The sequence below is a fragment of the Streptomyces sp. NPDC002403 genome, assembly GCF_053593015.1.
Genome location: NZ_JBSFBQ010000033.1, coordinates 25,825 through 51,489 on the forward strand (window position 1 = coordinate 25,825; position 25,665 = coordinate 51,489).

The 25,665-nt window shown below is 68.8% G+C and carries 27 protein-coding genes and 3 pseudogenes; 12 read left to right on the forward strand and 18 right to left on the reverse strand.

Going from position 1 to position 25,665, the window contains the following annotated elements:
• Nucleotides 1–78: 78 nt before the first annotated feature.
• Nucleotides 79–1,872, forward strand: coding sequence for a GH25 family lysozyme (locus ACWCPY_RS29070; protein ID WP_451269871.1), 1,794 nt, complete (start codon nt 79–81; stop codon nt 1,870–1,872).
• A gap of 327 nt (nt 1,873–2,199) precedes the next feature.
• On the opposite strand, the gene ACWCPY_RS29075 is transcribed toward ACWCPY_RS29070, so the two are convergent.
• The 4 genes from ACWCPY_RS29075 to ACWCPY_RS29090 all read right to left on the reverse strand — a co-directional run bounded on the left by ACWCPY_RS29075 (nt 2,200) and on the right by ACWCPY_RS29090 (nt 5,182).
• Nucleotides 2,200–3,642, reverse strand: coding sequence for a multicopper oxidase family protein (locus ACWCPY_RS29075; RefSeq protein ID WP_451269873.1), 1,443 nt, complete (start codon nt 3,640–3,642; stop codon nt 2,200–2,202).
• A 319-nt stretch (nt 3,643–3,961) separates the two neighbouring features.
• Entirely contained in the window at nt 3,962–4,189 is a 228-nt protein-coding gene (locus tag ACWCPY_RS29080; RefSeq protein ID WP_451269875.1) for a hypothetical protein, read from the reverse strand.
• A 159-nt stretch (nt 4,190–4,348) separates the two neighbouring features.
• A complete protein-coding gene (locus tag ACWCPY_RS29085) occupies nt 4,349–4,762 on the reverse strand; it encodes an SgcJ/EcaC family oxidoreductase (RefSeq protein ID WP_451269877.1) in 414 nt (137 codons plus the stop codon).
• Between the two features lie 153 nt (nt 4,763–4,915).
• Nucleotides 4,916–5,182, reverse strand: a complete 267-nt coding sequence (locus tag ACWCPY_RS29090) for a hypothetical protein (RefSeq protein WP_451269879.1) — start codon at nt 5,180–5,182, stop codon at nt 4,916–4,918.
• Between ACWCPY_RS29090 and ACWCPY_RS29095 the strand changes: the two genes are divergently transcribed.
• Nucleotides 5,174–5,467: a hypothetical protein gene (locus ACWCPY_RS29095; protein ID WP_451269881.1), complete on the forward strand. Its 294-nt coding sequence runs from the start codon at nt 5,174–5,176 to the stop codon at nt 5,465–5,467. The genes ACWCPY_RS29090 and ACWCPY_RS29095 overlap by 9 nt on opposite strands.
• Before the next feature lie 307 nt (nt 5,468–5,774).
• On the opposite strand, the gene ACWCPY_RS29100 is transcribed toward ACWCPY_RS29095, so the two are convergent.
• From ACWCPY_RS29100 to ACWCPY_RS29120, 5 genes are all read right to left on the reverse strand, one after another.
• Nucleotides 5,775–6,173 carry a hypothetical protein gene (locus ACWCPY_RS29100; protein ID WP_451269883.1) on the reverse strand — a complete coding sequence of 133 codons (399 nt, stop codon included), beginning with the start codon at nt 6,171–6,173 and terminating at the stop codon, nt 5,775–5,777.
• Between the two features lie 895 nt (nt 6,174–7,068).
• Entirely contained in the window at nt 7,069–7,842 is a 774-nt protein-coding gene (locus tag ACWCPY_RS29105; protein ID WP_451269885.1) for a transposase family protein, read from the reverse strand.
• Nucleotides 7,843–7,914: 72 nt separating this feature from the next.
• On the reverse strand, nt 7,915–8,676 hold the full coding sequence (locus ACWCPY_RS29110; RefSeq protein WP_451269887.1) for a hypothetical protein: 762 nt from the start codon (nt 8,674–8,676) through the stop codon (nt 7,915–7,917).
• A 2-nt stretch (nt 8,677–8,678) separates the two neighbouring features.
• Nucleotides 8,679–9,287, reverse strand: a complete 609-nt coding sequence (locus ACWCPY_RS29115; RefSeq protein ID WP_451269889.1) for a TetR family transcriptional regulator — start codon at nt 9,285–9,287, stop codon at nt 8,679–8,681.
• A 160-nt stretch (nt 9,288–9,447) separates the two neighbouring features.
• Complete coding sequence (locus ACWCPY_RS29120; RefSeq protein ID WP_451269891.1) at nt 9,448–10,110, reverse strand: hypothetical protein; 663 nt, start codon at nt 10,108–10,110, stop codon at nt 9,448–9,450.
• A 145-nt stretch (nt 10,111–10,255) separates the two neighbouring features.
• Here ACWCPY_RS29120 and ACWCPY_RS29125 point away from each other — a divergent pair, with 145 nt between their 5' ends.
• Complete coding sequence (locus tag ACWCPY_RS29125) at nt 10,256–10,753, forward strand: IS5 family transposase (RefSeq protein WP_451269893.1); 498 nt, start codon at nt 10,256–10,258, stop codon at nt 10,751–10,753.
• A 320-nt stretch (nt 10,754–11,073) separates the two neighbouring features.
• Here ACWCPY_RS29125 and ACWCPY_RS29130 read toward each other — a convergent pair whose 3' ends face one another.
• The 3 genes and pseudogenes from ACWCPY_RS29130 to ACWCPY_RS29140 form a co-directional block, all read right to left on the reverse strand.
• Complete coding sequence (locus tag ACWCPY_RS29130) at nt 11,074–11,409, reverse strand: IS3 family transposase (protein ID WP_451269974.1); 336 nt, start codon at nt 11,407–11,409, stop codon at nt 11,074–11,076.
• Nucleotides 11,386–11,607: pseudogene (locus tag ACWCPY_RS29135) on the reverse strand (DDE-type integrase/transposase/recombinase); the annotation flags it as partial. The gene ACWCPY_RS29130 and the pseudogene ACWCPY_RS29135, both read right to left, overlap by 24 nt.
• Nucleotides 11,608–11,851: 244 nt before the next feature.
• Nucleotides 11,852–12,598, reverse strand: a complete 747-nt coding sequence (locus ACWCPY_RS29140) for a GNAT family N-acetyltransferase (protein ID WP_451269895.1) — start codon at nt 12,596–12,598, stop codon at nt 11,852–11,854.
• Nucleotides 12,599–12,907: 309 nt separating this feature from the next.
• Between ACWCPY_RS29140 and ACWCPY_RS29145 the strand changes: the two genes are divergently transcribed.
• From ACWCPY_RS29145 to ACWCPY_RS29155, 3 genes and pseudogenes are all read left to right on the forward strand, one after another.
• Nucleotides 12,908–13,081, forward strand: a complete 174-nt coding sequence (locus ACWCPY_RS29145) for a hypothetical protein (protein WP_451269897.1) — start codon at nt 12,908–12,910, stop codon at nt 13,079–13,081.
• A 213-nt stretch (nt 13,082–13,294) separates the two neighbouring features.
• Nucleotides 13,295–13,828: pseudogene (locus ACWCPY_RS29150) on the forward strand (transposase family protein); the annotation flags it as partial.
• 191 nt (nt 13,829–14,019) lie between these two features.
• Nucleotides 14,020–14,481: a hypothetical protein gene (locus ACWCPY_RS29155; protein ID WP_451269899.1), complete on the forward strand. Its 462-nt coding sequence runs from the start codon at nt 14,020–14,022 to the stop codon at nt 14,479–14,481.
• Nucleotides 14,482–14,691: 210 nt separating this feature from the next.
• Here ACWCPY_RS29155 and ACWCPY_RS29160 read toward each other — a convergent pair whose 3' ends face one another.
• Nucleotides 14,692–15,240, reverse strand: a complete 549-nt coding sequence (locus tag ACWCPY_RS29160) for an aquaporin (RefSeq protein ID WP_451269976.1) — start codon at nt 15,238–15,240, stop codon at nt 14,692–14,694.
• Between ACWCPY_RS29160 and ACWCPY_RS29165 the strand changes: the two genes are divergently transcribed.
• Complete coding sequence (locus tag ACWCPY_RS29165) at nt 15,122–15,787, forward strand: TetR/AcrR family transcriptional regulator (RefSeq protein ID WP_451269901.1); 666 nt, start codon at nt 15,122–15,124, stop codon at nt 15,785–15,787. The genes ACWCPY_RS29160 and ACWCPY_RS29165 overlap by 119 nt on opposite strands.
• A gap of 517 nt (nt 15,788–16,304) precedes the next feature.
• Here the strand turns inward: ACWCPY_RS29165 and ACWCPY_RS29170 are convergent.
• Both ACWCPY_RS29170 and ACWCPY_RS29175 read right to left on the reverse strand, forming a co-directional pair.
• Nucleotides 16,305–16,559: a DUF6332 family protein gene (locus tag ACWCPY_RS29170; RefSeq protein WP_326763256.1), complete on the reverse strand. Its 255-nt coding sequence runs from the start codon at nt 16,557–16,559 to the stop codon at nt 16,305–16,307.
• 94 nt (nt 16,560–16,653) lie between these two features.
• Nucleotides 16,654–16,896, reverse strand: a complete 243-nt coding sequence (locus tag ACWCPY_RS29175) for a peptidoglycan-binding domain-containing protein (protein ID WP_451269903.1) — start codon at nt 16,894–16,896, stop codon at nt 16,654–16,656.
• Here ACWCPY_RS29175 and ACWCPY_RS29180 point away from each other — a divergent pair.
• A pseudogene (locus tag ACWCPY_RS29180) lies at nt 16,807–18,046 on the forward strand (IS3 family transposase). The gene ACWCPY_RS29175 and the pseudogene ACWCPY_RS29180 overlap by 90 nt on opposite strands.
• 218 nt (nt 18,047–18,264) lie before the next feature.
• Here ACWCPY_RS29180 and ACWCPY_RS29185 read toward each other — a convergent pair.
• Entirely contained in the window at nt 18,265–18,945 is a 681-nt protein-coding gene (locus tag ACWCPY_RS29185; RefSeq protein ID WP_451269978.1) for a hypothetical protein, read from the reverse strand.
• 860 nt (nt 18,946–19,805) lie between these two features.
• On the opposite strand from ACWCPY_RS29185, the gene ACWCPY_RS29190 reads away from it, so the two are divergent.
• The gene (locus ACWCPY_RS29190) at nt 19,806–21,104 is read left to right on the forward strand and encodes a serine hydrolase domain-containing protein (RefSeq protein ID WP_451269905.1); all 1,299 of its coding nucleotides are present in this window, start codon (nt 19,806–19,808) and stop codon (nt 21,102–21,104) included.
• 519 nt (nt 21,105–21,623) lie between these two features.
• Here ACWCPY_RS29190 and ACWCPY_RS29195 read toward each other — a convergent pair.
• Entirely contained in the window at nt 21,624–21,884 is a 261-nt protein-coding gene (locus ACWCPY_RS29195) for a hypothetical protein (RefSeq protein ID WP_451269907.1), read from the reverse strand.
• 653 nt (nt 21,885–22,537) lie between these two features.
• Between ACWCPY_RS29195 and ACWCPY_RS29200 the strand changes: the two genes are divergently transcribed.
• The gene (locus ACWCPY_RS29200; RefSeq protein WP_451269909.1) at nt 22,538–22,912 is read left to right on the forward strand and encodes a hypothetical protein; all 375 of its coding nucleotides are present in this window, start codon (nt 22,538–22,540) and stop codon (nt 22,910–22,912) included.
• Nucleotides 22,913–23,097: 185 nt separating this feature from the next.
• Here the strand turns inward: ACWCPY_RS29200 and ACWCPY_RS29205 are convergent, their stop codons facing one another.
• Nucleotides 23,098–23,526 (reverse strand): VOC family protein, encoded by a 429-nt coding sequence (locus ACWCPY_RS29205; RefSeq protein WP_451269911.1) that lies wholly within the window; start codon nt 23,524–23,526, stop codon nt 23,098–23,100.
• A gap of 97 nt (nt 23,527–23,623) precedes the next feature.
• Here ACWCPY_RS29205 and ACWCPY_RS29210 point away from each other — a divergent pair, with 97 nt between their 5' ends.
• On the forward strand, nt 23,624–24,226 hold the full coding sequence (locus ACWCPY_RS29210) for a TetR/AcrR family transcriptional regulator (RefSeq protein ID WP_451269913.1): 603 nt from the start codon (nt 23,624–23,626) through the stop codon (nt 24,224–24,226).
• Nucleotides 24,227–25,132: 906 nt separating this feature from the next.
• Entirely contained in the window at nt 25,133–25,615 is a 483-nt protein-coding gene (locus ACWCPY_RS29215; RefSeq protein WP_451269915.1) for a hypothetical protein, read from the forward strand.
• The last annotated feature ends 50 nt before the right edge of the window (nt 25,616–25,665 follow it).

The following is a 25,665-nucleotide window of genomic DNA, read 5'->3' on the forward strand; positions in this document are numbered from 1 at the left end:
CATCTCGTCGACGCCGCAAAGGCGCCGTGTGAATCGCCTTCCGGGTGTGTGCCGGTGGGTCTGAAGAGAGGTGAAGTCGTGCGGATCATCAGCAAGAAGACGGGTCTTCAGGCGGGTGCCATGGTGGCGGGTGCCATGGTGGCGGGTGCCATGGTGGCGGTCGCGGCCGCTGGATTTGGCCGGATCAGCTTCTCCGGGCAGGAGCAGGCGCAGGCGAACAGTCCGGCCGCGTACGGGGTGAAGGGGTTCGACACGAGCCATCACAACTCCCACCCGATCCAGTGGTCGGCGTCCGTCGGGGCGGGGTACTCGTTCGTGTTCCAGAAGGCAACGCAGGGCACCGGTTACCGCGACCCGCGGTTCGTCGGTGACTTCGCGGGGGCGTCGCGGGCCGGGCTGATGGTCGCGCCGTACCACTTCTACGACTCCGGTTCCGGCGTGGCTCAGGCCGACCACTTCATCCGCACGGCCCGCGCCGCCGGCTACGACGGGAAGCGTGCGGGGCAGTTGCCGCCGGTGGTCGATCTGGAGAAGATCCGCGGCCGGTGCCCGGTGGGGGTGAGCAACACCCAGGTCGCCGCGTTCCTCGCCAGGGCCCGTCAGACGTTCGGGGTGAACCCCATCGTCTACACCTCGAGGGACTTCGCCGACACCTGTCTGCGTGGCAGCACCGGTGCTTTGGCCAACAGCCCTCTGTGGCAGCCCCGCTACGGGAGCGGGACGCGTGAGCCCGCTCCGGTCGGCGGCAGGTACTGGTCGATCTGGCAGTACACCGAGAACGGGTCGATGCCCGGTCTGCGGGGCAAGGCCGACGTCAACGTCTACAAGGGCACGCTGACCCAGCTCCGCGCGCTCGCCCACCTGGCTCCTGGCCAGACCCCCACCGGCCCCGGCGCGGGCACGTCAACGCCCGCCACGGGCAACAGCACCGGGGCCGGTTCCGGGACTGGTTCCGTGGCTGGTGCGGGGGCTGGGGCTGGGGCTGGGACTCGTGGGGGTGCGTCGGCTCCGTCCACGGCGGTCTGGCCGCTGCTGAAGAACGGGGCGCGCGGCGTGAACGTCACCACCGCCCAGCACCTGCTGGCCGCGGCCGGCCAGTCCGTCACCGCCGACGGGATCTACGGCCCGAACGCCCAGAACGTCACCGCCGCGTTCCAGCGGTCCCACGGCCTGACCGCCGACGGCATCATCGGCCCGAACACCTGGAACAAGCTGGTCCGCACCGTTGGCCAGGGCGCGAACGGAGCCGCGGTCAAGGCCGCCCAAGCGCAGCTCGCCGGGTATGGCAACCGCATGGCGGTCGACGGCGCGTTCGGGCCGGCCACCCGGAACGCGGCTGTCGCGTTCCAGCGGTCCCACGGGCTGACCGCGGACGGGGTCATCGGTCCGAAGACGTGGAACAAGCTGGTCAACGGAACCAAGACGACCCAGCCCGCTCAGACCACGCCTGCCCCGACCACGCCCGCTCCGGCGAACGGCAGGCTGACCCAGCGCCAGGCCCTGACGCAGCTCGCCGCGGCCGGGATCAAGGCCCCGGTCGGGCGGACCTCCCTGGCGGGTGTACGTGCCCGCACGATCCAGGGCGTCATCGCTCTGAAGAAGGCCAGCGGTTGCACCATCGTCATCACCGGCGGCACCGAGTCCGGCCACAGCACCAGGGGCAACCACTCCCACGCAGGCGGTTACAAGCTCGACCTGCGTACCCGTGACGAGGGCCGTTGCGTGACCAACTGGATCAAGACCACCCAGCGCAAGGGAGCTCCCCGGGGCACCGACGCCCGCTGGCACGGCACCCTGGCCGGCATCACCGCCGAGTACGTCTACGAAATCCGCCGCAGCGGCGGCGTCCACTGGGACATCACCTTCACCTGATCCCCCACCAAGCCAACTGACACCTGCGCCACCGACGCCCGGTGGGCGGCACCCCATGCGGGTGCCGCCCACCAGGCGTTTCACGGGTACGGCACCACGGGGGCAGCACACCGTTGGCTTCTTCCACGAGAACGGGTTCTGGCACAACTTCTGTGATGCCACTCTGCTTCTACTCGTGCTCGCACCGGTTCAGCCCGCTGACCTGCTGTTTCCGCGCTTCTCCCGAGCCGACGTAGCGCAGGCCATAGTCACAGAAGTTGAGCCGGAACCGGGATCCGTGAATGGAACCACCGCGCCGCTGACCGCGCTCTACGGGTCGCCCGGTGGTCACTTGCTGTGTGACTCCTGGCCCCGGCTGCGGGGCGGGACGATGTCGAGGACCGTCATCATGCCCATGTCCTCGTGGTTGAGGATGTGGCAGTGCAGGACGGTCTTGCCTGTGAAGTTGGTGAAGTGGATGCGGATGACGATTTCGCTGCGCGCGGGCACGTTCACCGTGTCGTACCAGCCGCGGGAGGGTTCGTGGGCCTTCCCGTTCGTGCTCATCAGCTGGAAGTCGTTGGTGTGGATGTGGAAACTGTGGTCCTCGTCCGTGTCGTTGCGGATGGTCCATTCCTCAACCGTGCCGAGGACCGAGGTGAAGTCGATCCGCTGATGGTCGTACATCCGGCCGTTGATGAAGAACTTCGTGCCCGCCGCGTTCTCCGTGTAGACCACGGTCTTGCGGGCCGCGATCGTTGCGCTGCTCAGGTCCTCGTGCGGGGCGAAGGCGGTCGGGACAGCGGCCTGCTTCGCGTGTGTGCCGCCGGTGACGACGGTCGCGAGGGTCGCTTGGGGAAACTGGTTTCCGGCCGAGCCGGTGTTGTACTGGAGGGTTTCCAGCGGGGTGGTGCCGGGACTGCCGCCCTGGACGAGGACGTCGAAGCGGGCGCCGGCGGAGATGATCAGCGTGTCCTGGGCGTAGACCTTCCGGACGGGAATGCCGTCCTGGGCGATCACGTGGAAGAGGGTGCCCGGCAGGTGGAGCTTGTAGTAGATGTTGGCGCCGATGTTGGCCAGCCGCCACAGCTGTGTCTCGCCCGGCCGGATGTTGATGACGGGGTTCGTCTGGCCGTTGACGGTGCGGTTGGTGGCTGCGCCGATGCTCAGGGGATGGGTCTTGATCGAATCGCCCTGGACCTGGAAATCCTTGAGCGCGATCGTGTGTTCGGTGATGCCGCGCAACGACGGGGGCAGGTAGTGCCGCAGACCGTCGACGATGAGGACGCCGGACTCGCCGCCTGCGACCTGGGCGGCGGACTTCATGTCGGCGTGTGAGTGGTACCAGTAGGTGCCGGTGGGCTGGTTGTGCTGCAGCTGGTACGCGTAGTGGTACGACTGGTTGTACTTGATGGCGATGAAGATGTCGTCGGCAGGAGCGCGCGGCGAGACATGGAGCCCGTGCGTGTGCACATTGGTGTCCTCGTCGATGCGGTTGGTCATGGTGAGGTCGATGCGGTCACCGGGCCGTACGCGCAAGGTGGGAGGCATGTACGCCCCGTTGTAGGTCGTCGCGTACAACTGACGGTCGCCGACCCGGACCTTGTGCCGTTCCACCACGATGGTCGCCTTGAGGAGACCGCCCCGGCTGACCAGCTCCGGCGGGTCCTGCAGTCGCGGGCCCAGGAGCGCAGATGCGGCGCGGCCCTCCGCCGCGAGCTGGCTCCCCATCGGTGTCTGGCTCGCGCAGCCGACCAGCCAGGCCGAGGCAAGGACCAGACCGATAACCATCCGGGCCGGCGCAGAACGGGTACTGGACCGGGTCACATCTCTCCCCAAAGAAGTCGTACAGCCGGGCGGGGTGATGCCCGGCTGAAGTCACGAGGAAGGCCGGCGGCCTGTCAGCCGGAGCGTAGGCATGCGCATTTCACGAGCCCCACGGCAACGCGCCGACGACGGTGGCACCCGCCCGAACGGTGTACGCCGTGCGCCAGGGTGGCGGAGCGGAGGGCCAGGAGGGAGGGAGAGTCCGTCGGTGCGCGGCACCCCATGCAGTACCGCCCACCAGGCGCTTCGCGGGTGCGGCACCACGGAGGCAGCACCGAGGGGATCAGGCGGGCTGGTGGGGCAGTTCCTCGTCGGCACGGCCACCGGTCCCGAGGGTCCGCCGCGGAGACGGCGGCGCCGCCGGGCGCGTGCCGACTACGCCTCGGGCTCGCAGTTCGTCGAGGTCGGACAGACGCTCTCCGGGAAGAGCGTCGAGCAGGTCGGCCTGGGCGGCGCGGATGCTGGGCGCGGGAGCCTGGGGGCCTGCGCCAAGAGCGCGGCGGGCAGTCACGCCGGACATCGTACGGGCAGCACATCACCGACCACCCCAGCCGCCGGGATCGTGCTCCAGGAGCAGTGTGCTGGCCCTGGCCTGCAGTGCGGGTCTGTGGTTCGGCCTACGTCGGCCCGTGGTCGGGCCCGACCACAGACCCGACCACGGTCCGCCTAGCTAGTCGGTGACGACCTCCGTGTTCTGGCAGGCGGTCAGCAGCCAGCGGCCGTCGGCTTGCTTCGAGATCACGTACAGCGGGGCACCCTCGCTCTCCTCGCCCGGGGCCAGGTAACGCTGACGGACCTTGACTGCCGCGACGTCGGGACGGATGAAGAGCACGTGGACCACCTCATAGGTGACCTTGCCGTCCCAGCTTGCCGCAGGGAGGACCTTGCGGGTGAACTCCGAGATCGCGTCGAGGCCGATGAGGACCTTGCCGTGGGCCGTCGTCCAGATCGCGTCCGGGTGGAAGAGGCCGAGGAACTCTTCGGGTTCCTTGTTCTGCTGAGAGTGCTCGACGGTCGCGACGAGTTGGTTGATTGCTTCGATGTCTGCCGCGTGGGATGTGGATTCCGTGGTCATGTGGATCATCGTCATACCTCAAGCACGATTGAGGTCAAGCGTGTGATCACATGGCGATGTGAGACTGACCGGACATCTGGCGCGGTTCCGGCACAAGCTGCCTCCTGAGCCCAGGACAACGAACCGGGCACGAGACATTTACATGATCGGCCGGACAAGCCCCTAGTTGAGGACCTGGACCTCGCCCGCTGCGGCGGTGAACGCGGTCTGTCGGGTCTCGGTGAACTCGCCGCCGTCGCCGAAGGCGGGGGCGGTCCACGTGACGGTCCAGGTCGCGGTGGCGGTGCCCTTGTAGCGGCCGTCCGGGCGGCCGGCCGAGTGCGCTCGTAGCGGTGACCGCAGTCCGGGGACGGGGGCTTGCCGCGGTCGGCTGTGTATGGGGTGCCTGGGCCGTGGCAGGTGACGGTGGTGCCGTCGCCCATGTCCCACCGGATCGCGGCCACCTTCGCGGTGGCGATGACCGTGACGCCGCCCGCCGTCGCCTTCGCGGTCGCCGGGCCGTACGACGACGAACGGGTCACCCACATCCACATCGGCATCCCGACCACGTACCGCCCGGCCGCGCGCGGGCTCGCCACCGCCGGACCCACCAGCTTCATGGAGTCGACCGCTCGGCACGCCACCAGCTCGGGGCCGATCGTGGGCGCGGCCGGGCCGGCGCCCGTCGGGACGAACGTGACGCCGACGCGTCCGGAGTCGGGGCAGTTCACCTGATAGACCGCGCCGTCCTTGGCGGTGTGGTCTTCCCAGCCCAAGTTGTTCTTCGGCGGCTGCGGGTTCAGTTTGGTGTAGGTGCAGGGGGGAGGCGTCGGCTTCTTCCCGCCCGTGGAGCTGGCGGGCCTGGTCTTGCCCGAGCCGTCTCCCGGGGGTGTGCTGACGGTTTCCTCGGCGCACACCTTGACGAACATCGTCGCCCCTTTGCAGCCGGAGGTACCGACTCCCGAACCGCCGTCATCCGCGTGTGCGGCAGGCGCGAGCGCGAGAGCACCGGCCAGGGCCGCCGTGGTCGCCGCGGCCCGCTTCAGCATGTCGGGCCGCCCTGCGGGTTGATGGCTGTCACCATCCAGCCGTCCGGCCTCTTCTCGGCCGAGACCGTCATGACGTACCGCAGCGGCTGGTCCGTCGGCAGCGGGATCACCTTCTTGGCCTTGGTGTCGTACGTCTCGTACGACGACAGGTCCACGCAGTCCGTGAGCGTCGCCTTCGGCGTCTTGGCAGCAGTGTCGAGTGCGGTCACCTTCGGGTCGTGTCCGATCCCGCCGCGCACGACCGTCCCGGCCGCCTTCATCCGGGCCAGGTCGTTGCGGATCTGCCCCAGCGCGTCGAGGGTGGCGTACTTCTCCAACTGGGTGCCCTTGGCGTCGGCCTTGCCGTACGCCTTCGCCTGTTCCGCCGACATCGAGCTGTACGCGGCGAGCACCGCGGCTTTCTCCGCCGCGTCCGTGTCGGCCGACGACGTCGCGGGCGCAGCCGTCGCCGAGGCGGCTGGAAGGGCTCCAGACGGCTTCGCCCCGTCGTCGCCGCCACCGCAGCCGGCGAGCGGTACAGCGCCGCCGTGCGCCTCGTTCGAGCCGTCATCATCCAGGCCACCCCAGCGTGTTGATCAGTCGGCGCCCACCGTAACGCGGCGCAGCTGCACGCTCACGGCCCTTTGCCCCCGGCGGGGTGGATGAGGGGGACCTCTCTCCTGCAGAGAGAGGTGTCGGCCCTGGGGCGGTGCTGACCCATGGGCGGTGACCTGCGGCGCAGCGGCGTCTGGGGCAGGAGCATTCGCAACCTGTTGCGCAACCTGTGAGGCAACCTGTGAGGCAACCTGTTGAGCAACTGGTAGAGCAACCTGTTGGGCAACTGTGCCTCGCAGCGATAGATGTCACCTCGCAGCCGAAACTGTCACCGCACAGCCGTTCGCCCTGATGACGGTCCCGGCGCCTGCGCGACGCTCCGGGTCACCGGCTCGCACCTCTGACCGTGCGAGCCGGGCTTGCCGGCCTTGCAAGTGGCTTGCCTGTGGGCGGGGCGGGGCCGGGGCATGCCCGGGAGTGGGGGCACGGGCCCCGGCACGCACTCGGATCCGTCTGCGTGCGCGTCGGCGCCCATGTACCTCTCCCGGCCTGCTGATGCACGTACGCGCACCGATTTAGCCGCGCCACGGTGGAGTTCAGCCCGGCCCCGCCCCGGCCCCGGCCCCGGCCCCGGTCGGGCCGGGGCGGGGCCGGGACGGGGTCATCGGCGCAGCCACGCGGCGACACCGGCCGCTGCGCCGAGGAGTCCTCCGACCGAGCCCACCGGGCCTTCAAGCGTCGGGTGTTCGCGCGTCACGTACAGGGCGCAGCACACACCGAGCAGGACCACCACCGCCCACAGGGCACGTACGGACTGCTGCGTCGCCAGGGGCGCGGCCGGGGCGGGCGCGGGAGGCGCAGCCGGGGCCGGGACGGGCGGGTTCGGCGGGCGGTGTACCCGGTGACGATCACGGGGGCGAGGATGTCGTTGTCCAGGCCGCGGAAGCCGAGGTCGGCCAACGCTCCGAGGCCGGCGGCGCGCAGGTGGGCCAGGATGTGGTCGTGGCGGGCGGCTGTGTTGTCGTGGGTGCGGCCGGTCCGGGCGGCGGATATCCAGATCAGCCGCCCGTTCTCGTCGGTCAGGGCGAGGAAGTGCAGGCCGTGGCGGCGGTGCTTGCCGGAGTAGTTCCGTCGGTCGGCCTCGCCGGTGCGGCGCTGGGTGCGGATGAGGGTGCCGCCGATCAGGACCAGCTCCCCGCCCTGCTTGGCGATCTTCTTCAGGGAGCGGTCCAGGCGCGGTGCCTGGGCGGCGAGCAGCCCGATCAGCTCGTCGTGCCAGCGGCGGACGGTGGACTCGGACACGTCGTTGCCTCCGGCCATGTCGACCAGGCGCTGGTCGTGGCGCAGTACGCTCAGGACGATGATCGCGATCTTCCCCGGCGGCAGGATCCGCCACCTGGACCGAATCGCCTTCAGATGGCGTCGCAGTAGATCGGCGAGGTGGTTGACGGTGCGCGTGGACAGCGGCAGACGGCACTGGTAGACGAGCGGGCAGGTGTCTTCGGCGTGCTCCTTGGTATTCGTCACACAATTCCAACGGCTGCCGGGGGCACCCTGGTTACGCCCGTGCCGAGCCGCTCTGAGTTGCGGTGTTGCTGGTCATGGGCGGGTGGTGAACCGGCCGTCGGGCAGTTTGCGGAGCCAGCCGCGATCGACGAGTCCGACCAGCTTGCTGCGTAGCGGTTCCAGCTTGGCCTTCACGCTGACGTCCACCCCCACTACCTCGCCGACCTCGCGGGCCATGACCGGGCCGGCGATGCGGAAGGTGTCGGCGTTCTGCGCGGTTCGGTAGGCGTCGATGCCCACCAGGTCGAACGGGCCCCAATCGATGGGCTCCCAGGGGCCGGAGGCGTAGGTGATCCTTCCGCCGAAGTGGGCGCGGACCGTCGTCGCGGCTTGGGCAAGGAAGGTGTTGAGGCGTTCGGGGACCGGCCCGAGGGAGGTCCACCATTGGATGTCGGCGGTGGCCATGGCGTGGAGGCGGTCGAGGTAGGTGTTGCCGGGAAGGAAGCCGTGGGCGAAGGCGCTGAGCTCGCAGCCGGCAACGAACACCACCTGGGCGCCGTCCTGTCGCAGGACCTCGGCGCGCTGCGCGCAGTCGGCGAGGAACGGCAGGATCTGCCCCGGGGCAAGGTCGGCCGGGAACGGGGAGAACCACACTTCGAGGCCGGCATCGGCTGCGTGCCGGGCTGCGATGCTCAGCCGCTCGGCGTCGCCGCCGGAGATGCGCACGGCGTCGCAGTACAGGTTGTCGGCGATCGCGGTCATCCCGTGTCGGACTTGCTCGGGATCGAAGGTCTTTCGGGTGAGCAGGTGGCCAGAGAAGGTTCCGGTGTCGTAGTTGATGCCTCGTGCGCGCAACGTCAGTGCCCTTCCGCGTGGGTAAGTCCGTGTTCCAGCAGGTCGAAGGCCAACTCGACGTCCCGGGCCAGAGCGCGGCCGGCGTCCTGGACGGAGGCGCCACCGAGGAGACGCTGAAAGTACGTCTCCTGGAGAGTGAGCAGAGACGCTGCGATCTGGGCGGCCATGAGCGCGGCTGCCGTGGGGCCGTACTCGTCGGCCAAGATCTGCGCCAATGCCTGGCGCTGCTGGTAGAGCAAGCCGTTCGCCGCGTTCAGCAGTGCCGGGCTGTCCTGGACCACACGCACGCGAGCGAGCAGCGCGTCAAGGTCCGCATCCGGTATCTGTCCGGCGGCGAACGCACGATAGTGCGCTCGTAGCGCTTCCAGGAAGGTCTGGTCGGCCGGGCGCCGGGCGACGATCCCGGTCAGGTCGTCGCCGCCCACACTGTCCAGGGCGAGTGATTCCTTGGTCGGGAAGTACGCGAAGAGCGTTGCCTTGGCCACCTCGGCGGCCTCGGCGATCTCGTTGACCGTCACCGCGTCGAAACCGCGCTCGGCGAACAGCCGCAACGCCACCGCAGAGATCCGCTGCCTGGTCTGTTCCTTCTTGCGCTCGCGAAGACCTGCCACACAGGCACAATAATCATACTCGGTTCAAAAACAAACTCGGTCTGCCATTTGATCCACTGACAGATGATCCCTTCCGCGGACTGCCACCCACAACCAGCACGAGCGCCCCGGAAGGCCGTCACACCATCCCTTTGACCTGCTTCTTCAGGTTGGTGGAGAATCAGTGACAGAGTAGGTCGAGGACGACGGCCTCGGCGTCGAGGTCGTCGAGATAGCGGTTGGCTTGTTCCCAGTGGCCGTCTGTGTCCGCGTCCATCCACGCGCCATCGAGGGTGACCAGGGCGAAGCCGGGCACGGCGCACCGGACCGACCACAGCCGTGCTTCCTCGTGTTCCTGCGCGAAGTACGCGACCGGGTCGCTGAGCAGGAACGACGTGTCAAAGTGCGGGTCTCCTGCGACGGCCCGCTGGGCCACGTCCTGCACCAGCGGCTGGGCCAGATGCTCCTTCCTGGCGTCTGCCAGGGAGTACCTTTCAGGGTCGGCCTCGTGGCGAGCGAGGAAGTCGGCGAGCGGGCGGGCCGGCGGGTGCATCGCGGTCAGCTCGGTCCAAGCGGCGAGCAGGGCGTCATGCGTGCGCGCCGCTCGTTTCCGCATACCGTCGAAGTCGAGCAGACCCCGAGGCCCGCCGTAGCATTCCAGCGGCCCGAGGGCATCGAGCTTGGCCTTCCTGCGCGGCACGGTTGAGGCCGTGACGAGCCTGCGGTCGCCGTCGTGCGGCGGCAACACGAGGTAGGCGTTGCCCGCGCTGGAGTGGATGGCCCACCGGTCCCAGTGGCCGACCGGATTCCATTCCTCGGTGAGGTTGGCGTTGCAGGGCGCCATGATGGCAGCTATGGCTTGGGGAACCTTCCGAGGCGAGGTCGGCGGCAGGCACACAGTGGTGAAGAACTTGGTCGTGCCCGGGAGCGTAAGCCCTGGGATTTGTCCGCTCATGTGACTGTCACGTCGGCGGATCGTTGTCTCGGCCATGGGGCGGGGTGATCTGACAGATGCGGAGTGGGAGCGGCTGCGGCCGTGCCTGTTGGTGGGCAATGGCCGATGCGGTAGGTGGCGGGATCATCGGCAGGTGACCGACGGGATCTTGCTCCGGGTGCGGACCGGCATTCACTGGCGTGATCTACCGGAGCGGTTCGGGCCGTGGAAGACGGTCTACGAGCGGCACCGGCTGTGGTCGGCCGACGGAACCTGGGAGCGGCTGCTCCAGCAGGTCCAAGCCGAAGCGGCTGCCGCCGGTAGGAGCGACTGGGACATCGGGGTGGATTCCACGGTGGTGCGCGCTCATCAGCACGCGGCGGGCGCCCGTACCAGCCCGCCGCCCGCGCCCCGCACGTCAAAAGGGGACGCGGGCGGGGAACATCAGGACGAACCGCCGTGGCAGAGCCTTCACGCCCGCCTGGTGGAGGTGGTGAAGCAGGTGAGGGACCGGGCTGCTCAAGGGGCGGCTTCACGACCAAGCTCCACCTGAGCGCCCAAGGCCGGTGCCGGCCGCTGTCCCTGGTCGTCACACCCGGCCAACGGGCCGGCCGCACCCAACTGGACCCCGTACTCGACAAGATCCGCGTTCCGCGCACCGGACCGGGCAGACCGCGCAAGAAGCCCGGCAGCCTCGCCGCGGACAAGGCGTACAGCAACGGGCCGTGCCGGGACATCCGGCACACCATCCCGGAGAAAACCGACAGCCAGGCCGCCCGCCAGCGCAAAGGCTCACGCGGCGGACGGCCACCCGGCTTCGACAAGCAGCGCCACAAGAAACGCAACTGAACCGCCCCGGGTTCGGCAGAGGTCTCAGATTATGGTTGCGACCTGGGATTTCGTGTATTTCATGCAGTGGTTGGCTTCGTACTCGACGGGTGGGACGTGGCCGATCTCACCGTGGAGTCGGCGGTGGCAGTACCAGTCGATCCACTCGGCGGTGGCGAGCTCGACCTGGGAGAGCGTCTTCCAGGGCCGGCCGGGTTTGATCAGCTCGGTCTCTTGAACAGGCCGATCGTCGATTCCATCAGGACGTTGTCGTAGGCGTCGCCGACCGAGCCGATCGATGCCGCGAATCCCTGCTCGGTCCAGATGCCCGCCCAGTGCGAACGGTGTGTACTGCAACCCCGCATCCCAGTGATGTATCAACTCGCCCTGTTCGTACAGGAATCCGTCCCGGTCGCGCTGCCACAGCGCCCTCTCCGGAGCGTCCAGGACGAGCCTGGTCTCCTCGGTGGCAGCAGCGGACCAGCCGACGATGCGACGGGAGAAGGTGTCCACGACGAAGGCGACGTAGACAGCCCCGTTCCAGGTGGAGACGTGCGTGAAGTCGGCGGCCCAGCAGCGGTTGGGGCACTGGCGACGAAGTCACGGTCGAGGAGATCCGGGGCCCGCTCCGCGGCCGGACCGGCGATCGTCGTGATCACCTTCCTGCCGCGGACGGCGCCGGTGATGCCGAGCTTCTCGGTCACCGCCTGCAAAGCCCGTCTCGTTCGGGTAGTCGTCGCGCACCTCGGCGACTCGATCCTTTCATGAAATCGAGCCTCCACCTGACACGGGGCGGTTCACTGGCGGTACGGGGTTTCGAGACCTACGGCACTACGACAGTCAGTGATGTGCCAGTCAGCTCAAAACCGAGCTTTTCGTAGACGCGGCGGGCTGGATTCGCATCGCTCACGACAAGCGAAATGTCTGCCAGCCCGTCGGCCGCAGCAGCGCTGAGCACCCGGCGCAGCAGATTGGCGCCAAGGCCCGCGTAGCGGGCTTCGGGCCGGCGGAACACGTCCGCGATCCACGGCAGTCCGTCACGGTCGGTGATAATCGCCCCAGCGACAACACGGTCCGTCTCGTCCACCACCAGGGCGCTGCACGGAAGGACCGGCCCGAGAACGGAGCCCGCCAGCATGGGTGCCAGGAGCTTGTTGAGCGCTTCTTCGTCGCTGCCGGAATGGTGGTCGGGATGGTCGGCAGGAAAGGCGGCTCGCCATGCCGGGAACACCGCGTCGGCAGCGAGGTCACAAGGGACTGCCCGAAGTCCGTTTCCCAGGGCGCATGATGACCAGTCGGCCGGTGGCGGACACGCGACCAAGTCCCTCCGCATCTCATGGGCATGCCGCATCACCCGTGCGCCACGGCGCAGCAGTTGCTCACCGAGCTCCACGGCTCCCGAGACTGCCCATCCGGACATACCGGAGACGATGGTGTCCACGGGGTCGGGGCCGACCACTTCGGCCAGGTCCGCCCACGGGTGCCCCTCCCGAACACCCTGCAGATAGGTCAGGACCGGCACGCCCTGCCCATTGGTCAGGGTTTGGCGCTGCTCGTCGTTCTCAGTCACTCTTCGTCCTTGAAAGATCATGTGTACTTTGCGTGCGCATTCTGCGGTTCCGCATCCGGTGTCGCAACGGAATTTCCGCAATCTGTGCAGTGAACGATTCACCGGTGCCCGTAAGGGTCGAGTGGGCCGTCCCGATCGCCGTGTCGGCGAGCTCGACCAGGAATCCGCCGTGCACCGTGCCCTGTTGGCTGCCGTACAGGGCCGTGTCCACCAATGATCTTCGGGTTGATCATGTTGGAGGGGTGTCCGCAGGCAATACGCCGCCGTCGTACAAGGGACACCGGTACCCGGTGGAGCAAACGGCGGACGTTGCGCGGGATCGTGCGGCCCTGCCCCGGTCTGGCCGCTGCCTGCTCCAAGCTCGCGGAGGAACTCGTCCTGGCCCGCAGCGCCCAGAAGGCACGCGAGCTCGCCGAGGTCCTCCCCCAGAGCCGGATCGTCGACCTCGATCTACCCGAGCACGAGCAGCTCACCACGTACTGAGACAGCCGCCGGGGCCAGGGTCGTATCCGAGGTTCCCCACGTCGACCTGTCCCGCGTGAGGATCAACGGCCGCACTGGGCTGTCGGCCGATTCGGCTGGCAGCCCGTTCGGTTGCTGGAGGGCGGCCCAGGCAATGATCGCCGTTACGACTGTGGCAAGGCGGGACCGTGGCGGGCCGTGGTCGAGGGGCGTCGTCACGAAGCTCGCGGCGGGGCAGGAAGCGCGGGGCAGGAGCTGCGGTTGGACGCCACCGAGGTCCAGGTCCGCCGGCCCCCGGCCGGCCGCGGCGGGCGCCGTGCATTCGTCTCGGGCAAGAAGAAACAGAACACGATGAAGGCTACCGTCGTCGCCGACCACCAGGGCCGTACGCTCTGGACCGACGCCCTGCGGCCAGGGCGGATGCACGACGCGACCGCCGCACGCAACGAAGGCATCGGTACCTGCTTCTGGCACTTCTCCGACGTGGAGGTCCTCCTGGACGACGGCTGCCTCGGGCTCCGCCGCGACCATCCCGGCCAGGCGGTGACCCCACCCAGGAAGGGAAACAGGATCAACCCGCCCGAGGTCCTCGAAGCCCGCCTACGAGCCCGACACCGGCACTCCTCGAAGCGTATTTCCGTCGAACACGCCCTCGCCGATCACAAACGCTGGAAGCAACTGGTCCGCTGGACCCACCGCCGGGAGACCCTGCCCGTCACCTGCCGGGCCATCGCAGGCCTCGTCTCCGACCGCAACACCACCGGCTGACACAAACCCCCAGCTCAGGCCCCTCACGTCTCCAACACAATCACGCACCAGCTCGTAAGTGCCTGACTGTAATCCCGTGCCTGCGCGGATGGAGAGCGCCATTCGCCGACGGTGAAGTCTGGGAGTGCCCAGGGACTCCATCCCCGTTGTACGGTCGGGCGGGTACCGCAGCCATCGACACGGGAGCCGAAATGGGACCGGATCATGTTCCTGATTGGTTCTGGGAAGTCCTGGAAGCGACACGACCGCGCCTGTCTGCCCTTGAACTGTGGTTGGAGTCCCAGCCGCGGGAGATTCTTGAAGCCTTCGCGCTCGCGTACGAGTCCGCGGCTGATTCGCTGGCTGACTTCTCTGAAGGCGTGAGCGTGGAGGGGGACGTCTGGTCCGAGGACAGCACCGAAGATCTGTGCATGTGGGTGGTCGGGCAGGGCTGCGGGCTATGGAGCTCGGTGATCGCAGGAGAAGTGCAGTTGGAAGAGGCTGCACAGATGTATCTGGGCCGTGCGCGACTGCTTCCAGACTGCGTAGTGCCGTGGGACGAGGATGTCTCGGACCCGAAGCACAGGGGCTACCAGTCTCCCCGGACCATCGTCCACGGCATCTACCGGACGCGTTTTGCCGAAGAACTCCATGAACGGTTCGGGGTTACCTGAGGAGGTTGCACGGCCGGGCAGATATCGCGGCGGGGCGCCCGCGGCATAGACGTCGCTCGTCTCCCGCCTGCCCGCCGTCAGCATGCTCGAAGCCGAGGCGGGACCAGACGAGATGCGTCTGCCCCGGCCGCCCCGACGGCGAGATATGGACACCGGCGTGGGCCGGCGTTCCGGTCTGCCGCGGTAGCCGATGGGTGATTTCCCTCTCTGTCAGCACCGGGGCCGCTGTGCGGTCAGGGGTTTGGCCAGAGCCACGAGGGCTGCTCCCAGCACCGCGCCGAGCACCGGAGCAAGCAGGTAGATCCACAGGTGGGTGGTGTCCTGGGCCAGAAGCGCCGGACCGAACTGTCGTGCCGGGTTGGCCGATCCGCCGCTGAGGGGACCGAACGTCGCGATGATGACCGCGGTGGCGAGCCCCACCGCGCAGGCAAGCAGTCTGCGGCCGGCCGGGTGTGCCAGGAACACGGAGAGCATCATGGTCAGCAGGACGAGGACTCCGGTCTCCGCCGTGAGGATCGCGGTGGCGTCCCATGCCGGGTCGCCGTGGACGGTCGCGTAGGCGACGGGGACGCGGGAGACTGCCGGTCCCGAGACGAGTCGGCCGAGCGCCGTTCCCGCGACGGAGCCGGCCAGTTGGGCCGTGACGAACGCCGGTGACGACGAAGAACAGCAGAAGGCCGGTGAGGCCGAATTCGCAGGCTGCGCGATGCAGGATGCCGGATTCCTGGAGCGGGGCCTGGACGCCCCGCTGGACCTGATCGTGCGCCGGGCGGGTGTGGGGCCGGCCACGCTCTACCGTCGCTACGCCGACCGCGAGGCACTCGTGCGTGATCTCACCGGTGACCTGCTCTCACGCCTTGAGGCCGCGGCCCACCAGGCGGCGCGGGAGGAGGGTGACGCGTACGCCGCGGTGCGGCGCTTCGTCCACGCGGCAGCCGACCTCCGGATGGGCGCGGTGATCCCGGTGCTGCTCGAACGGCTCGTTGTCGACCAGAAGTTGGTCGAAAGCCGGACCCGCACATCGGGGGCGCTCGACGACCTGATCCACGCGGCGCACGAATCCGGCAGGCTGCGCCCCGAGGTGGGGGCAGGGGACCTGATCCTCCTGTCGATCCGGCTGTCCCGCCCCCTGCCCGGTGGTCTCTCCCGGCTCGACACGGACGGCACTCTGCTGCACCGCCATCTCGACCTTGCCCTCGACGGCCTGACCACGCAGGCCGCACCGGCGCCCGCCCCTGCCCCGGCCGAACCGCTCACCTTCGCCGACCTCGTCACCGCCGCCGACCGCCCGAACACGACCGACTGAGCCCCCCGGCACAGCCCGGAGCACGAGAGCCTCCCCCCACCAGGCGGCCCCTTTCGTCGCGGTGCACCGGGACAGTGCCGAGTCCGCCGACGGGCGGGCACACCCGGCCACCCCACGAGGCGCGGCGGGACGAGCTGGACGCGATCGATCCGGGTGGTGCCCGGCATGGGACACCGGGTGGCAGCGCTGCTACCGCCTCGTCCAGAACCACGTCAGGGCCGACGGCACGCTCCCAAAGGCTGCGGGCGACGTCGTCGTCCAGGGCCGGGACCTCGGACGCCGGGCCACGGTGCAGCGGTTCGGTGGGGACAGCTCCTGCCTATACAGCAGTGGATCCAGGAAAAACCCGCAGGGCATGACGCAACAGGTGCCGCAGGAGATTCCGGCTCCGGGACACCGGCCGGCCCAGGGCACAGTCGCCATGCCGGCCGCCACTCTGAGGCCGTGGGGGTGCCTCCGGCACCACACGCCGGAACAATCGCCGGCGGGTTACCGGCCCCAACGAGGAGGCCTGCGGTCAGTGACCTTTACGGCGCTGTGCGTCGAACCGACGCAGCACCCGCACCAGACGCCACACTCCGGCCGCCGCTCCGAGCAGCGCACCCCCCACCAACGCGCCCTTCCCCGCTGGACCAGAGACACCAAAAGCCAGTGCGAGAGCCAGAGCGACGGCAAAGACCGCCGCAGCCAGCACGACGGCAGTCACCAGAGCAAAAACGATCTCCACCGTCATTGCGTCCTTTTCCCACCGCGACTCACGCCCCATATCCATGCTGCAAGTCTCACATCACGTCAAGCCATTGCGCCTGGACCGAACAGCACCTGGCTCAGTGGCCGCAGCCGGACATGGGGGTGTCGGCGTACTTTCAGGTCCGGGACCCGACCTGGCCGTCGGGATTGAGACCGCTGCAGCGCTGCACGGCACGTACGGCGACATCGGTACTTTCTCCGAGCCTGCCGTCGACGGTGAGCGTGTAGCCGTAGTTGGAGGCTGACCCTTTGGAGTGGACACCCTGACAATGGATCTTGATGGTCCAAGGAGGGATGTCCAGGCGGGACGGAAGTCTCCGTATCCGAAGGAGTTCAGGAAGGGCGCTGTCGCGCTCCACCGCGCCGCGGCCGGGAAGCGGACGTACGCGGCGGTGGCCGCAGATCTGGGTATCACCGCGGAGTCGCTACGGACGTGAGTTCGCAAGGACGAGGCCCAGGCCACGCCCGAAGGCCGCGACGGCAGCGTCAGCGCGGCGGAGGAAATGACCCGGCTGCGGGCTGAGGACGCCAGGCTGCTCAAGGCCGAGCAGGAGTGGCGGCTGGAGCGCGAGATCCTGCGCCGGGCAGCCGCCTATTTCGCCCGGGAGGTGAAGTGAGCCCCCGCCGCTGGGCCTTCATCTCCGACCACCGCGCCGTCTTCGGCGTCAAGCGGATCTGCCGGGTGCTCGGTGCGTCCCGGGCCGGCTACTACCGGCACCTGGCCACCGAGCAGACCCGCGCCGGGCGCCGGGCCGAGGAGAAGCGGACCGTGAGCGAGATCCGCGCCATCCACGCCGAGCACCAGGGCGCCTACGGAGCCCCACGCGTCCCTGCCGAGCTGCGCGAGAGGGCACAGGATCAACCGCAAGCGCGTCACCCGGCTGATGCAGACCAACCACATCGTCGGCCGTCACCTGCGGAAGAAGCAGCGGACGACGATCGCGGACAGGACCACGCCGCCCGCGCCGGACCTGGTGATGCGCGACTTCACCGCGGACGCCCTGAACACCAGGTGGTGCGGCGACATCACCTGCGTAGCCGTCGGTGCGACGTGGCTCTACCTCGCCACGGTGATCGGCATCGCTCGAGGAAGGCCGTGGGCTGGTCGATCGCGGACCACATGCGTACCTCGCTGGTCACCGACGCGATCGAGATGGCCGTTGTCGCCCGCGGCAGCCGGGGCCGCGGCGTCATTTTCCACACCGACAGGGGCGCCCAGTACAGCGCGGCCGCCATCACCGACGACTGCCGCCGGTCCGGCATCCGCCGCAGCATGGGCCGGTCCGGCTCGAGCTACGACAACGCCCTCGCCGAGTCCTTCTTCCAGGGCTCAAGCGCGAGTTGCTCCACGGACGCCGCTGGACCTCGAAGGCACAGACCCGGCTCGAGCTGTTCCGCTGGCTTTCGTACTACAACCGGCGCCGTCGGCATTCCGCGCTCGGCTACCTCACACCAGCCGAGTTCGAACGGCAACTGACCACGACACATACGCTGTCACTCGTTGCATGAAACCCGGTGTCCACTCCCCGGGATCAACTCATTGGTGTCCTCGCCCCTGACCGGATGCAGCTGCCGGCCGTTCCCGAGGATGCTGCCGTTGGACGAGCAAGGTCTCCGAGGCGGTGGGCACGACAGTGATCTCCGCCAAGGCCTTGGTGGAACCTTTCACCCGCGTGGGGAGGAAGACTTCGCGGGAGTTCGTGTTCCAGGCACTGGAATCCGGTTGATCAGATGATGCGGGGGATGGTCTCGTTGCGCTTGGTGGACCAGTTGGTGACGACGGGCTTGTCCACGGTGGCCATGTCGGGAAGTTCGAGCTCGGCGGGGTTGGGGTCGTCCTCGGTGGTGGCGATGATGACGTTCCCGAACTCCGTGCCGCCTTCGCCGTCGGTGGTCTTGGGGTTGATCCCGGTGTACGCGACGGCGGAGCCGGAGAGCTTGATGGGGTCTTCGCCGCCCTGCCCGACGGGGGACGCGACGCCGTCGGCGTCGGAGCCGAAGGAGACACTGGGGGTGTTGACGTCCAGATAGCAGGTGATACCGGACTTGGCCCTGGCCGTGACGAGGTAGTAGCTGATGGGCTGAGCCTCCCAGGTGACCGTGAAGTCCAGGTCGTTGGTGCCGCAGGACTGCCCGTAGCCGCTCTTCCCACCGTCGCCGGAGTCGGTCTTGACGGTCGAGCCGCGCGAGCTGGAGCCGCCGGTGGAGGAGCTCTCGCCGGAGGAACTCTTGCCGGAGGAGCTGTCGCTCCCGCCGCTGCCGGCCGTGGCGACGGCGGAGGGTGCCGCGGGGCTGCCGGTGTCCGCGACGTCGTCGGGGTCGCAGGCGGTGGTGGTGGCCGCGAGGGCCGTCACGGCCGCGGCGGCAAGGACGAGACGGGCGGAACGGGCGGCGAGACGCGAGCGCATCATGATCTCCAGCGGCTTTCGGTTGCGGTGTCTCCTGCTGACACCGACGACACTAGGGCCGAGTCGATCCTGAAATGATCCCGCGAATGTCCAGGTTCTGTCTCAGCGATTCGGTTCCATGAAACGGCATTGGGTTTCACGAACCCAGCTCAAGAAGCCCGCACCTGACCACAAGTCAGGAACACCGGTCGGCACCGGCAATCAGAAGACAACACCGCGATCACCGCCGCCACCAAGATGACTTGCGCCCCGGAAAAAGGCCTCTGCCGCCGTCGGCACCGCGAAGCTGGAGGCCGGCGGCAACTACTCGTCCTTCTGCACCTTCCCCGGCCACATCTCGATGGAGAAGGGCAAGGCCACCGTGAAGTGACGACCTCCTACATGAGCGCCAGCGCCCTGAGCCGGATGCTGGACAGCGCACCCGACCGCCGCGAGCACCGCCCGATTCACTCACCCGGCACCCGGCGCCGGGCCCGCCCCGGGGCGATACCTCAAGGGCAGCACCAGAGACACCGACCGTGCCGCCCCTGGGCACCTCTGTGGCGGACCAAGGACCTCGTACCCCGCCGGTCCGCGAGTGCAGCGGCGGCGAGCCGCCCCGGCGCCGAACCGACTCCTCCGCCTTGCTGCACGAGCAGCACCCGTGTGCCGACCGAACCGCTTCGGGCGCCGTGCCCGGATACACCGCCGCGGGTCCGGCCCGATCGCGTCTTCCGGAGAGGCGGAGCCATCTTTGACAACAAGGAGGAGATCCGGCGACAACTCGTCCCCAGGAAGGACGCCATCACGAACATGATCGATCAGGATGACCTGGATATATTCGGACACGAAGGAAGGGACTCCCCTTGCGCCTCCTCCGGATGACCGGAACCGTCATCGCCGCCACCCTGTTACTGACCGCTGCCGCACCCGTGGCCTCAGCCGGTGCCAGACCCAGTGCGGCCGCCGCGTCCGCGCCGATGTCCCCGCCCGGGGAGGCCCTGGACCCGGCAGCGCTCGGCAGCTCCCTGCTCGCCGTCCACGAGGCGGGCATGTACGGCGTCTACTCCAGCGTCCGCGACGGCGCCCAGAGCTGGACCGGCGCCTCAGGGGTCGCCGACGTGAACACGGGCCGCCCGGTGAAGCCGGGGATGCGACAGCGAGTGGGCAGCATCAGCAAGACCTTCGCCGCGGTCGCCGTGCTCCAACAGGTCGAACGCGGCCGTATCCGCCTGAACGCCCCCATCGGCGACTACCTGCCGGACCTGATACCCGGGCAGCGCGGCCGCCAGATCACCATCCGGATGCTACTGAACCACACCAGCGGTATCGGCGACTACATCACCGGCGCCTTCCCGTCCCTGGCGCGCGGCTCGACGGCCAGCCTCGACGAGGAGCGCTTCCGCTTCGTCAGCCCTCAGGAACTGGTCCGTCTGGGGCTCACGGCCCCGGCCACCGGAACGCCCGGGGCCCAGCCCGGCCACTACTCCAACACCAACTACATCATCGCCGGCCTGCTCCTCGCCAAGGTCACGGGCCAGAACCCAGAGACGTACATTACCCAGCACGTCATCGACCGCGCCGGACTGCACCACACCTCCTACCCGAGCAGCCCCGGCATCCAGGGCCCGCACGCCCGGATGTACGAGAACTTCTACGGCCTGATCGACCCGCCCCGCGACTACAGCGTCTACGACATGTCCTGGGCCTACACGGCGGGCGCAGTCGTCTCCACCACCGGCGACCTGAACCACTTCTACCGCGCCCTGCTGACCGGCCGGCTGATCGGCCCAGCGGCACTCAAGGAGATGCAGCGCACGGTGTCGGTGAACGGCATGGACTACGGCCTCGGCCTGTACGCCGTCGACATCCCCGGCTGCGGCCGCTTCTGGGGCCACGACGGCGCGGTGTTCGGTGCCGGCACCATCGCGCTGGCCAGTCCAGACGGCAGGCGCCAGGTGGCCGCAGGCTGGAATCTGATGAAGTACCAACGGATCAACGCGGACGGCACCGGCTTCGAGCCGAGCCCGATCGACGACGCCCTCAACCGCTACGTCATCGGCGCTCTGTGCCCGGCGTACGCCACAGCCCCCTCAGCGGCTCTGTCGGCTACACCAACCCCCACGGTACTCACCGGCGCCGACCTCTCCCCGGAATCCTGGGCGACGGTCCTGCGCTGAACCGATCAGCCCAGCGAGACTCAGCTCGCCGGGCTGAAACGGGAGTCGGATCGCATCCCGCCGGCCCACGGCCGGCGGGACGTGGACCTCGCGCAAGGTGACGATCAGGTCCGGGAAGCAGTCCTCGCGGCGGGCCGAGCGAGGTGGACGGGTACCGGTACATCGACGCAGTGCGCGGCAGCACCCCCTCGGGGGCCAGGCGGTACATGACCTGACGCAGCATGACTCCACCCTCGCAGCCCTCCACGACCTCCCGGGCCCGGTCCACGACAACCGGACACCCGATCCGCTGACGCGTCATACCGGTACTTGCACTTGTACCCATCACGCCGCCGCCGGCCCCACGGAAAGCTTCCTCCCTCCCACGGCCACCACGGGAAAAGCACCTCATGCGGCCAACGGGTCAAGTCGACCTCGTCCTGGGCGGGGTCAGCCACCGCGAATCCCGTGCAGCAGGGTGTCTGCCCGGAGCCCCAGCACCAGACAATGAGATCCACAGTCGCGAGGAGTTGGCTGCGCTCATCTGCTCGCCGGGCTCGCCGCCGCCCGCGAGTACGCCGCCACCCACGGCCACTTCCTCCCTCCGACCATCGCGGTGTGGAAGGGGCATCCGATCGGGGTGCGGGCGAAGAACGCGAGGGCGGCGGCGCGCAGGGCGCGGGAGAACGAGGAGCTGCGCGCGGCCGGCCTCCCCGCCCCCTCGTCGGCCGGGGCGATGACCCAGGCACGGCAGGACGAGCTGGACGCGGCCGATCCGGGGTGGTGCCCGGTATGGGACACCGGATGGCAGCGCTGCTACCGACTGATCCACAACCACGTCCAGGCCGGCGGCACACTCCCGGCGGCCGCGGGCGACGTCGTCGTCCAGGGCGAGGACCTCGGACGGTGCGTGAACACGCAGCGATACGGGTGGGAGCAACTGCTGCCCGTGCAGCAATGGATCCTGGAGAACACCCCCAAGAACACACCAGCCGAGGAAGACGAACGGCCGGTGAAGCGGACGCAGGACACCATGTCGCCCCTCAACCTCACGGCAACACGACAGTTCCACACCCGGGAAGGACACCTACAAGTCCCCCGCAATCACATCGAACACCCCTGGAGACGGAAGACGCACTGTCAGGCCGTCAGGACAGCGCTGACGGGCCCGTGGTGGTCAAGCTCGGCACCCGGCTCGACAACGTCCGCAAACGCGCCACGAAACTCCCCGAACAACGCCGGGCGGATCTCGATCAGCTCGGCATGCGCTGGCAGAGAGGCGGACGGAAGTCGGGCGGGGGCTATGCGCCTGATCCGAGGCGGCTGAAGGACGAACGGAACGCAAGCGGGGTGGCCCAACCGACGCGTCCCGGCACACTATTCGAGTGACCTTTCGATTGATGCCCGGCACCGGGCTCGTCCTCCCAGCGAACGCAGGCGTCCTGCGATTCGGCATGACCGAGCATGCGGCGCAGTGGACGGCGTCAACTCTGGCGGACATCCGCGCCGGCGGGTGGATGTGCGGAGCGCACTGGACCTTCTTCTTCGTTCACTGCGACATCCTGGTCACGGCCTATGCCTGCACGGCTTGTGCCGATCAGGTCATGGGGCACTTGATCGTCGAGCGGACCGAGCGCGTCCCGGACCGGGCCGCCGACGTTCCGGTCGCCCTCGGCGACTTCGACCTCTTCGGCTACCCCATCCATGAACTGACCGAGGTCCTCGACCCGTCGGACCGCAAACTCCTACTGTCCGCAGACGTCAACCCTCAGAGCACGCACTACCTGTCCGCCGTACGCCTCGACGCCTGTGAGAGCGACCGCCGCTAGGTCGTCAGCTCGGGCTCTCTGGGTCCGGCGACGGCGCACGATGAAGAGCATGCCCGCGCCCGTGGCCACCGCTGCGGCAGCCGCGCCCGTGATCGGCAGCGTCGAGGAGCCGGTTTCTGCCAGGGTGCCGCCGTTCGTCGTGGTCCCTGACTGCACCATCTGGTAAATCAGGTCGACACTGGGAATCAGGCGTCGGTGTACTTGGCGGCGTATTCCTCGCTGGGTGGGACGACGGTGATGACGTCGATCAGCACGCCGTCCGGGGCGGCGACGATGAAGTGGCGCTGGCCGAACTTCTCCGTGCGCAGTGGCAGTACCTCGGGCAAGCCGGCCTCAACCACGATTCGCTGGTGCTCGGCATCCACGTCGTCCACCTCGAAGTTCAGCAGCAAGCCGCCCCGGAGCGCGACCTGGTGGTCCTCGGGGAGGGTCGGGTGGGTGTGGTCCAGGAGGGCCAGCTCGTACTGCGGGGCGTCGGGGCGGCGCAGACTGACGTACCAGTCCGCCTCGAAGGTCACCTCGAACCCGAGGTGGCGGGTGTAGAAGTCACGGGAGGCCGCAACGTCCCGGGTGGCAAGCACCGGGTAGAAGCCCCCGAGTTCGGTCGTGGGCATGGTTGTGAGTTTGTTCGTCATGGCAGAGGCCCTTCGGATCCATTTCGCATACCCTGGGTATGTGAACCGTGGCGTTAGCATACCCCCGGTACGCGAAATGGAAAGGGCGGTACTCGCGATGGCGATCAACCGGGCGGAGCAGCGGGCGGCCACGCGGCAGGCGCTGCTGGCCGAGGGACGGCGCCGGTTCGCCGCCGACGGGTACCACCACGTGGTGCTGGCCGAGGTGGCGCGGGCTGCCGGGGTCACCAAGGGGGCCGCCTACCACCACTTCGACAGCAAGGCGGGACTCTTCCGGGCAGTCGTCGCCGAGGTCCAGCAGGAACTCGGCGAACGCGTCGCAACCACAGCCGAGCGGTACGAGGACCTCTGGGAGCAACTCCGGCACGGCTCCCGGGCCTTCCTGGCCGCGGGGACCGACCCGGCGGTGCGGCAGATCCTGCTGGTCGACGCGCCGACCGTGCTGGGCTGGGATGAGTGGCGGGCCCTGGACGAGGAGTCCTCCGCCCGGCACCTCGCGGACGCCCTGACAGCGCTCACCGCGGCCGGAATCATCGCCGATCAGCCGGTGGAACCCCTGGCCCGGCTGCTCTCCGGGGCGATGAACGAGGCCGCGCTCTGGATCGCGCGGGGCGGCGACCCCCAGGCCGCGGAACAGGCGCTCGACCGGCTCCTGGCCGGGCTGCGCACCCCGGCCTAACGTCCCACGCAGACGCTCAGCGCCATTCGAGTTGATGCAGAGAAGGCTGAAGCTGCGGACCCGTATGACAGAAGACCGCACACGCACCGCACGGCCTTTCGCTCGGCCGACTCTACGCGGACGGCCGTCTGCGCATGGTCGCCCGCTCCACGCCGCTGTCCCGCAATGCAGCGGCCAAGCTGGATGCTCTCCTGCGACCGGCGGGATCAGAGCATCCCTGGTGGGGCCGGCACTTCTCGACCGGGTGGGGAACGAAGGAGGCGTTGGTATTCCAGCCCGTGGTGCCCGACCTCGTCGCCGAAGTTGACGCCGATACCGCCCTCGACCTGGCAGGCACCGGCATCCAATGCGATTCCTGCACTTTCGTGGGGACATGGCCCCGGCGACGTCCGGGAATGACCGGGACCGTCGAACCCCGCGATCGAGGCCGCTCGTTGCGGCGCCAGGCTCAAAGCGGTCACCATCGGCCGGGGGCGCCCGCAGGCATAGCGGAAGACGGGACGACCACGGCGGGCAGCACGACCAGGAGCAGTGGGTGACCTCTGAGGAGACGACTGACGCTCGCCACGCCGGCGACCACGAGCCTGGCACAATGCCGGGCAGCACTGACGGGGAATACCCCTCGTTACGAATGACGCTCCCTGCCTGGTATGCCGGCCGGCGGGATCAGACGGTGCAGGTGTCGAGCATCTCGGACAAGGCTGCGACCTCGGCAGGGTTGGCGGTGAGCTGGTAGGTGGCCTTCACGCGGATCCAGGCCCGGCTGTACGTGCACCGGTACGACTGCAGCGGCGGCTTCCAGCTGCCGGGCGGGGTCTTTCGGCACTCCGTTTTGACGGGTGTGAGTAGTCCGAAGGCAGGGGGTCTTCCTGATCGGTGCTGTCAGCCCTCGGCTAGGGTGCCGGGATGCTGGAGAAGGTGGGTGCTGAGGTTCTGGCCGAGCGCGAGCGCATCGCGGCCCGGGCACGGGACGAACTGGTGGCTGCCGGCTTGCCGGTCGTGGCGCCGGGGCTGAATCCGAAGCTGTCACAAGGCGTCGAGGTCACCGTCGACCCGTTCGACGACGACGCCGGCGGGGTGTCGGTGGCCTGGAGGTCCAGCCCGCGGCTGGAGAGCTGTGTGCTGCGTGCGGTCAAGCTCAATCTGCTGGACGATCCGGCGTTCGAGCATCAACGGGTGGTCCTGGAGGCGATGCTTGCGGCGATCACCGCGATCCTGGGGTCGGCCGGGTTCACGGCGCGCGCCAGCCTCAACGACTACGCGCCGTTCACTTTGGAGGTGCTGACTGGGCCGAGCGGCAGTCCGTCGTGGGGGTTGCGCGAGGAAGAGCTCACCATGTCGGGCCGGTCGACTGGCAGCGGCGGGTCAGCCGGTGAATCCGAATCCTGACCAGGCCGAGGTGCCCAGTTGCAGGCTGTGCTGTACGCCGGGCCCGGTCG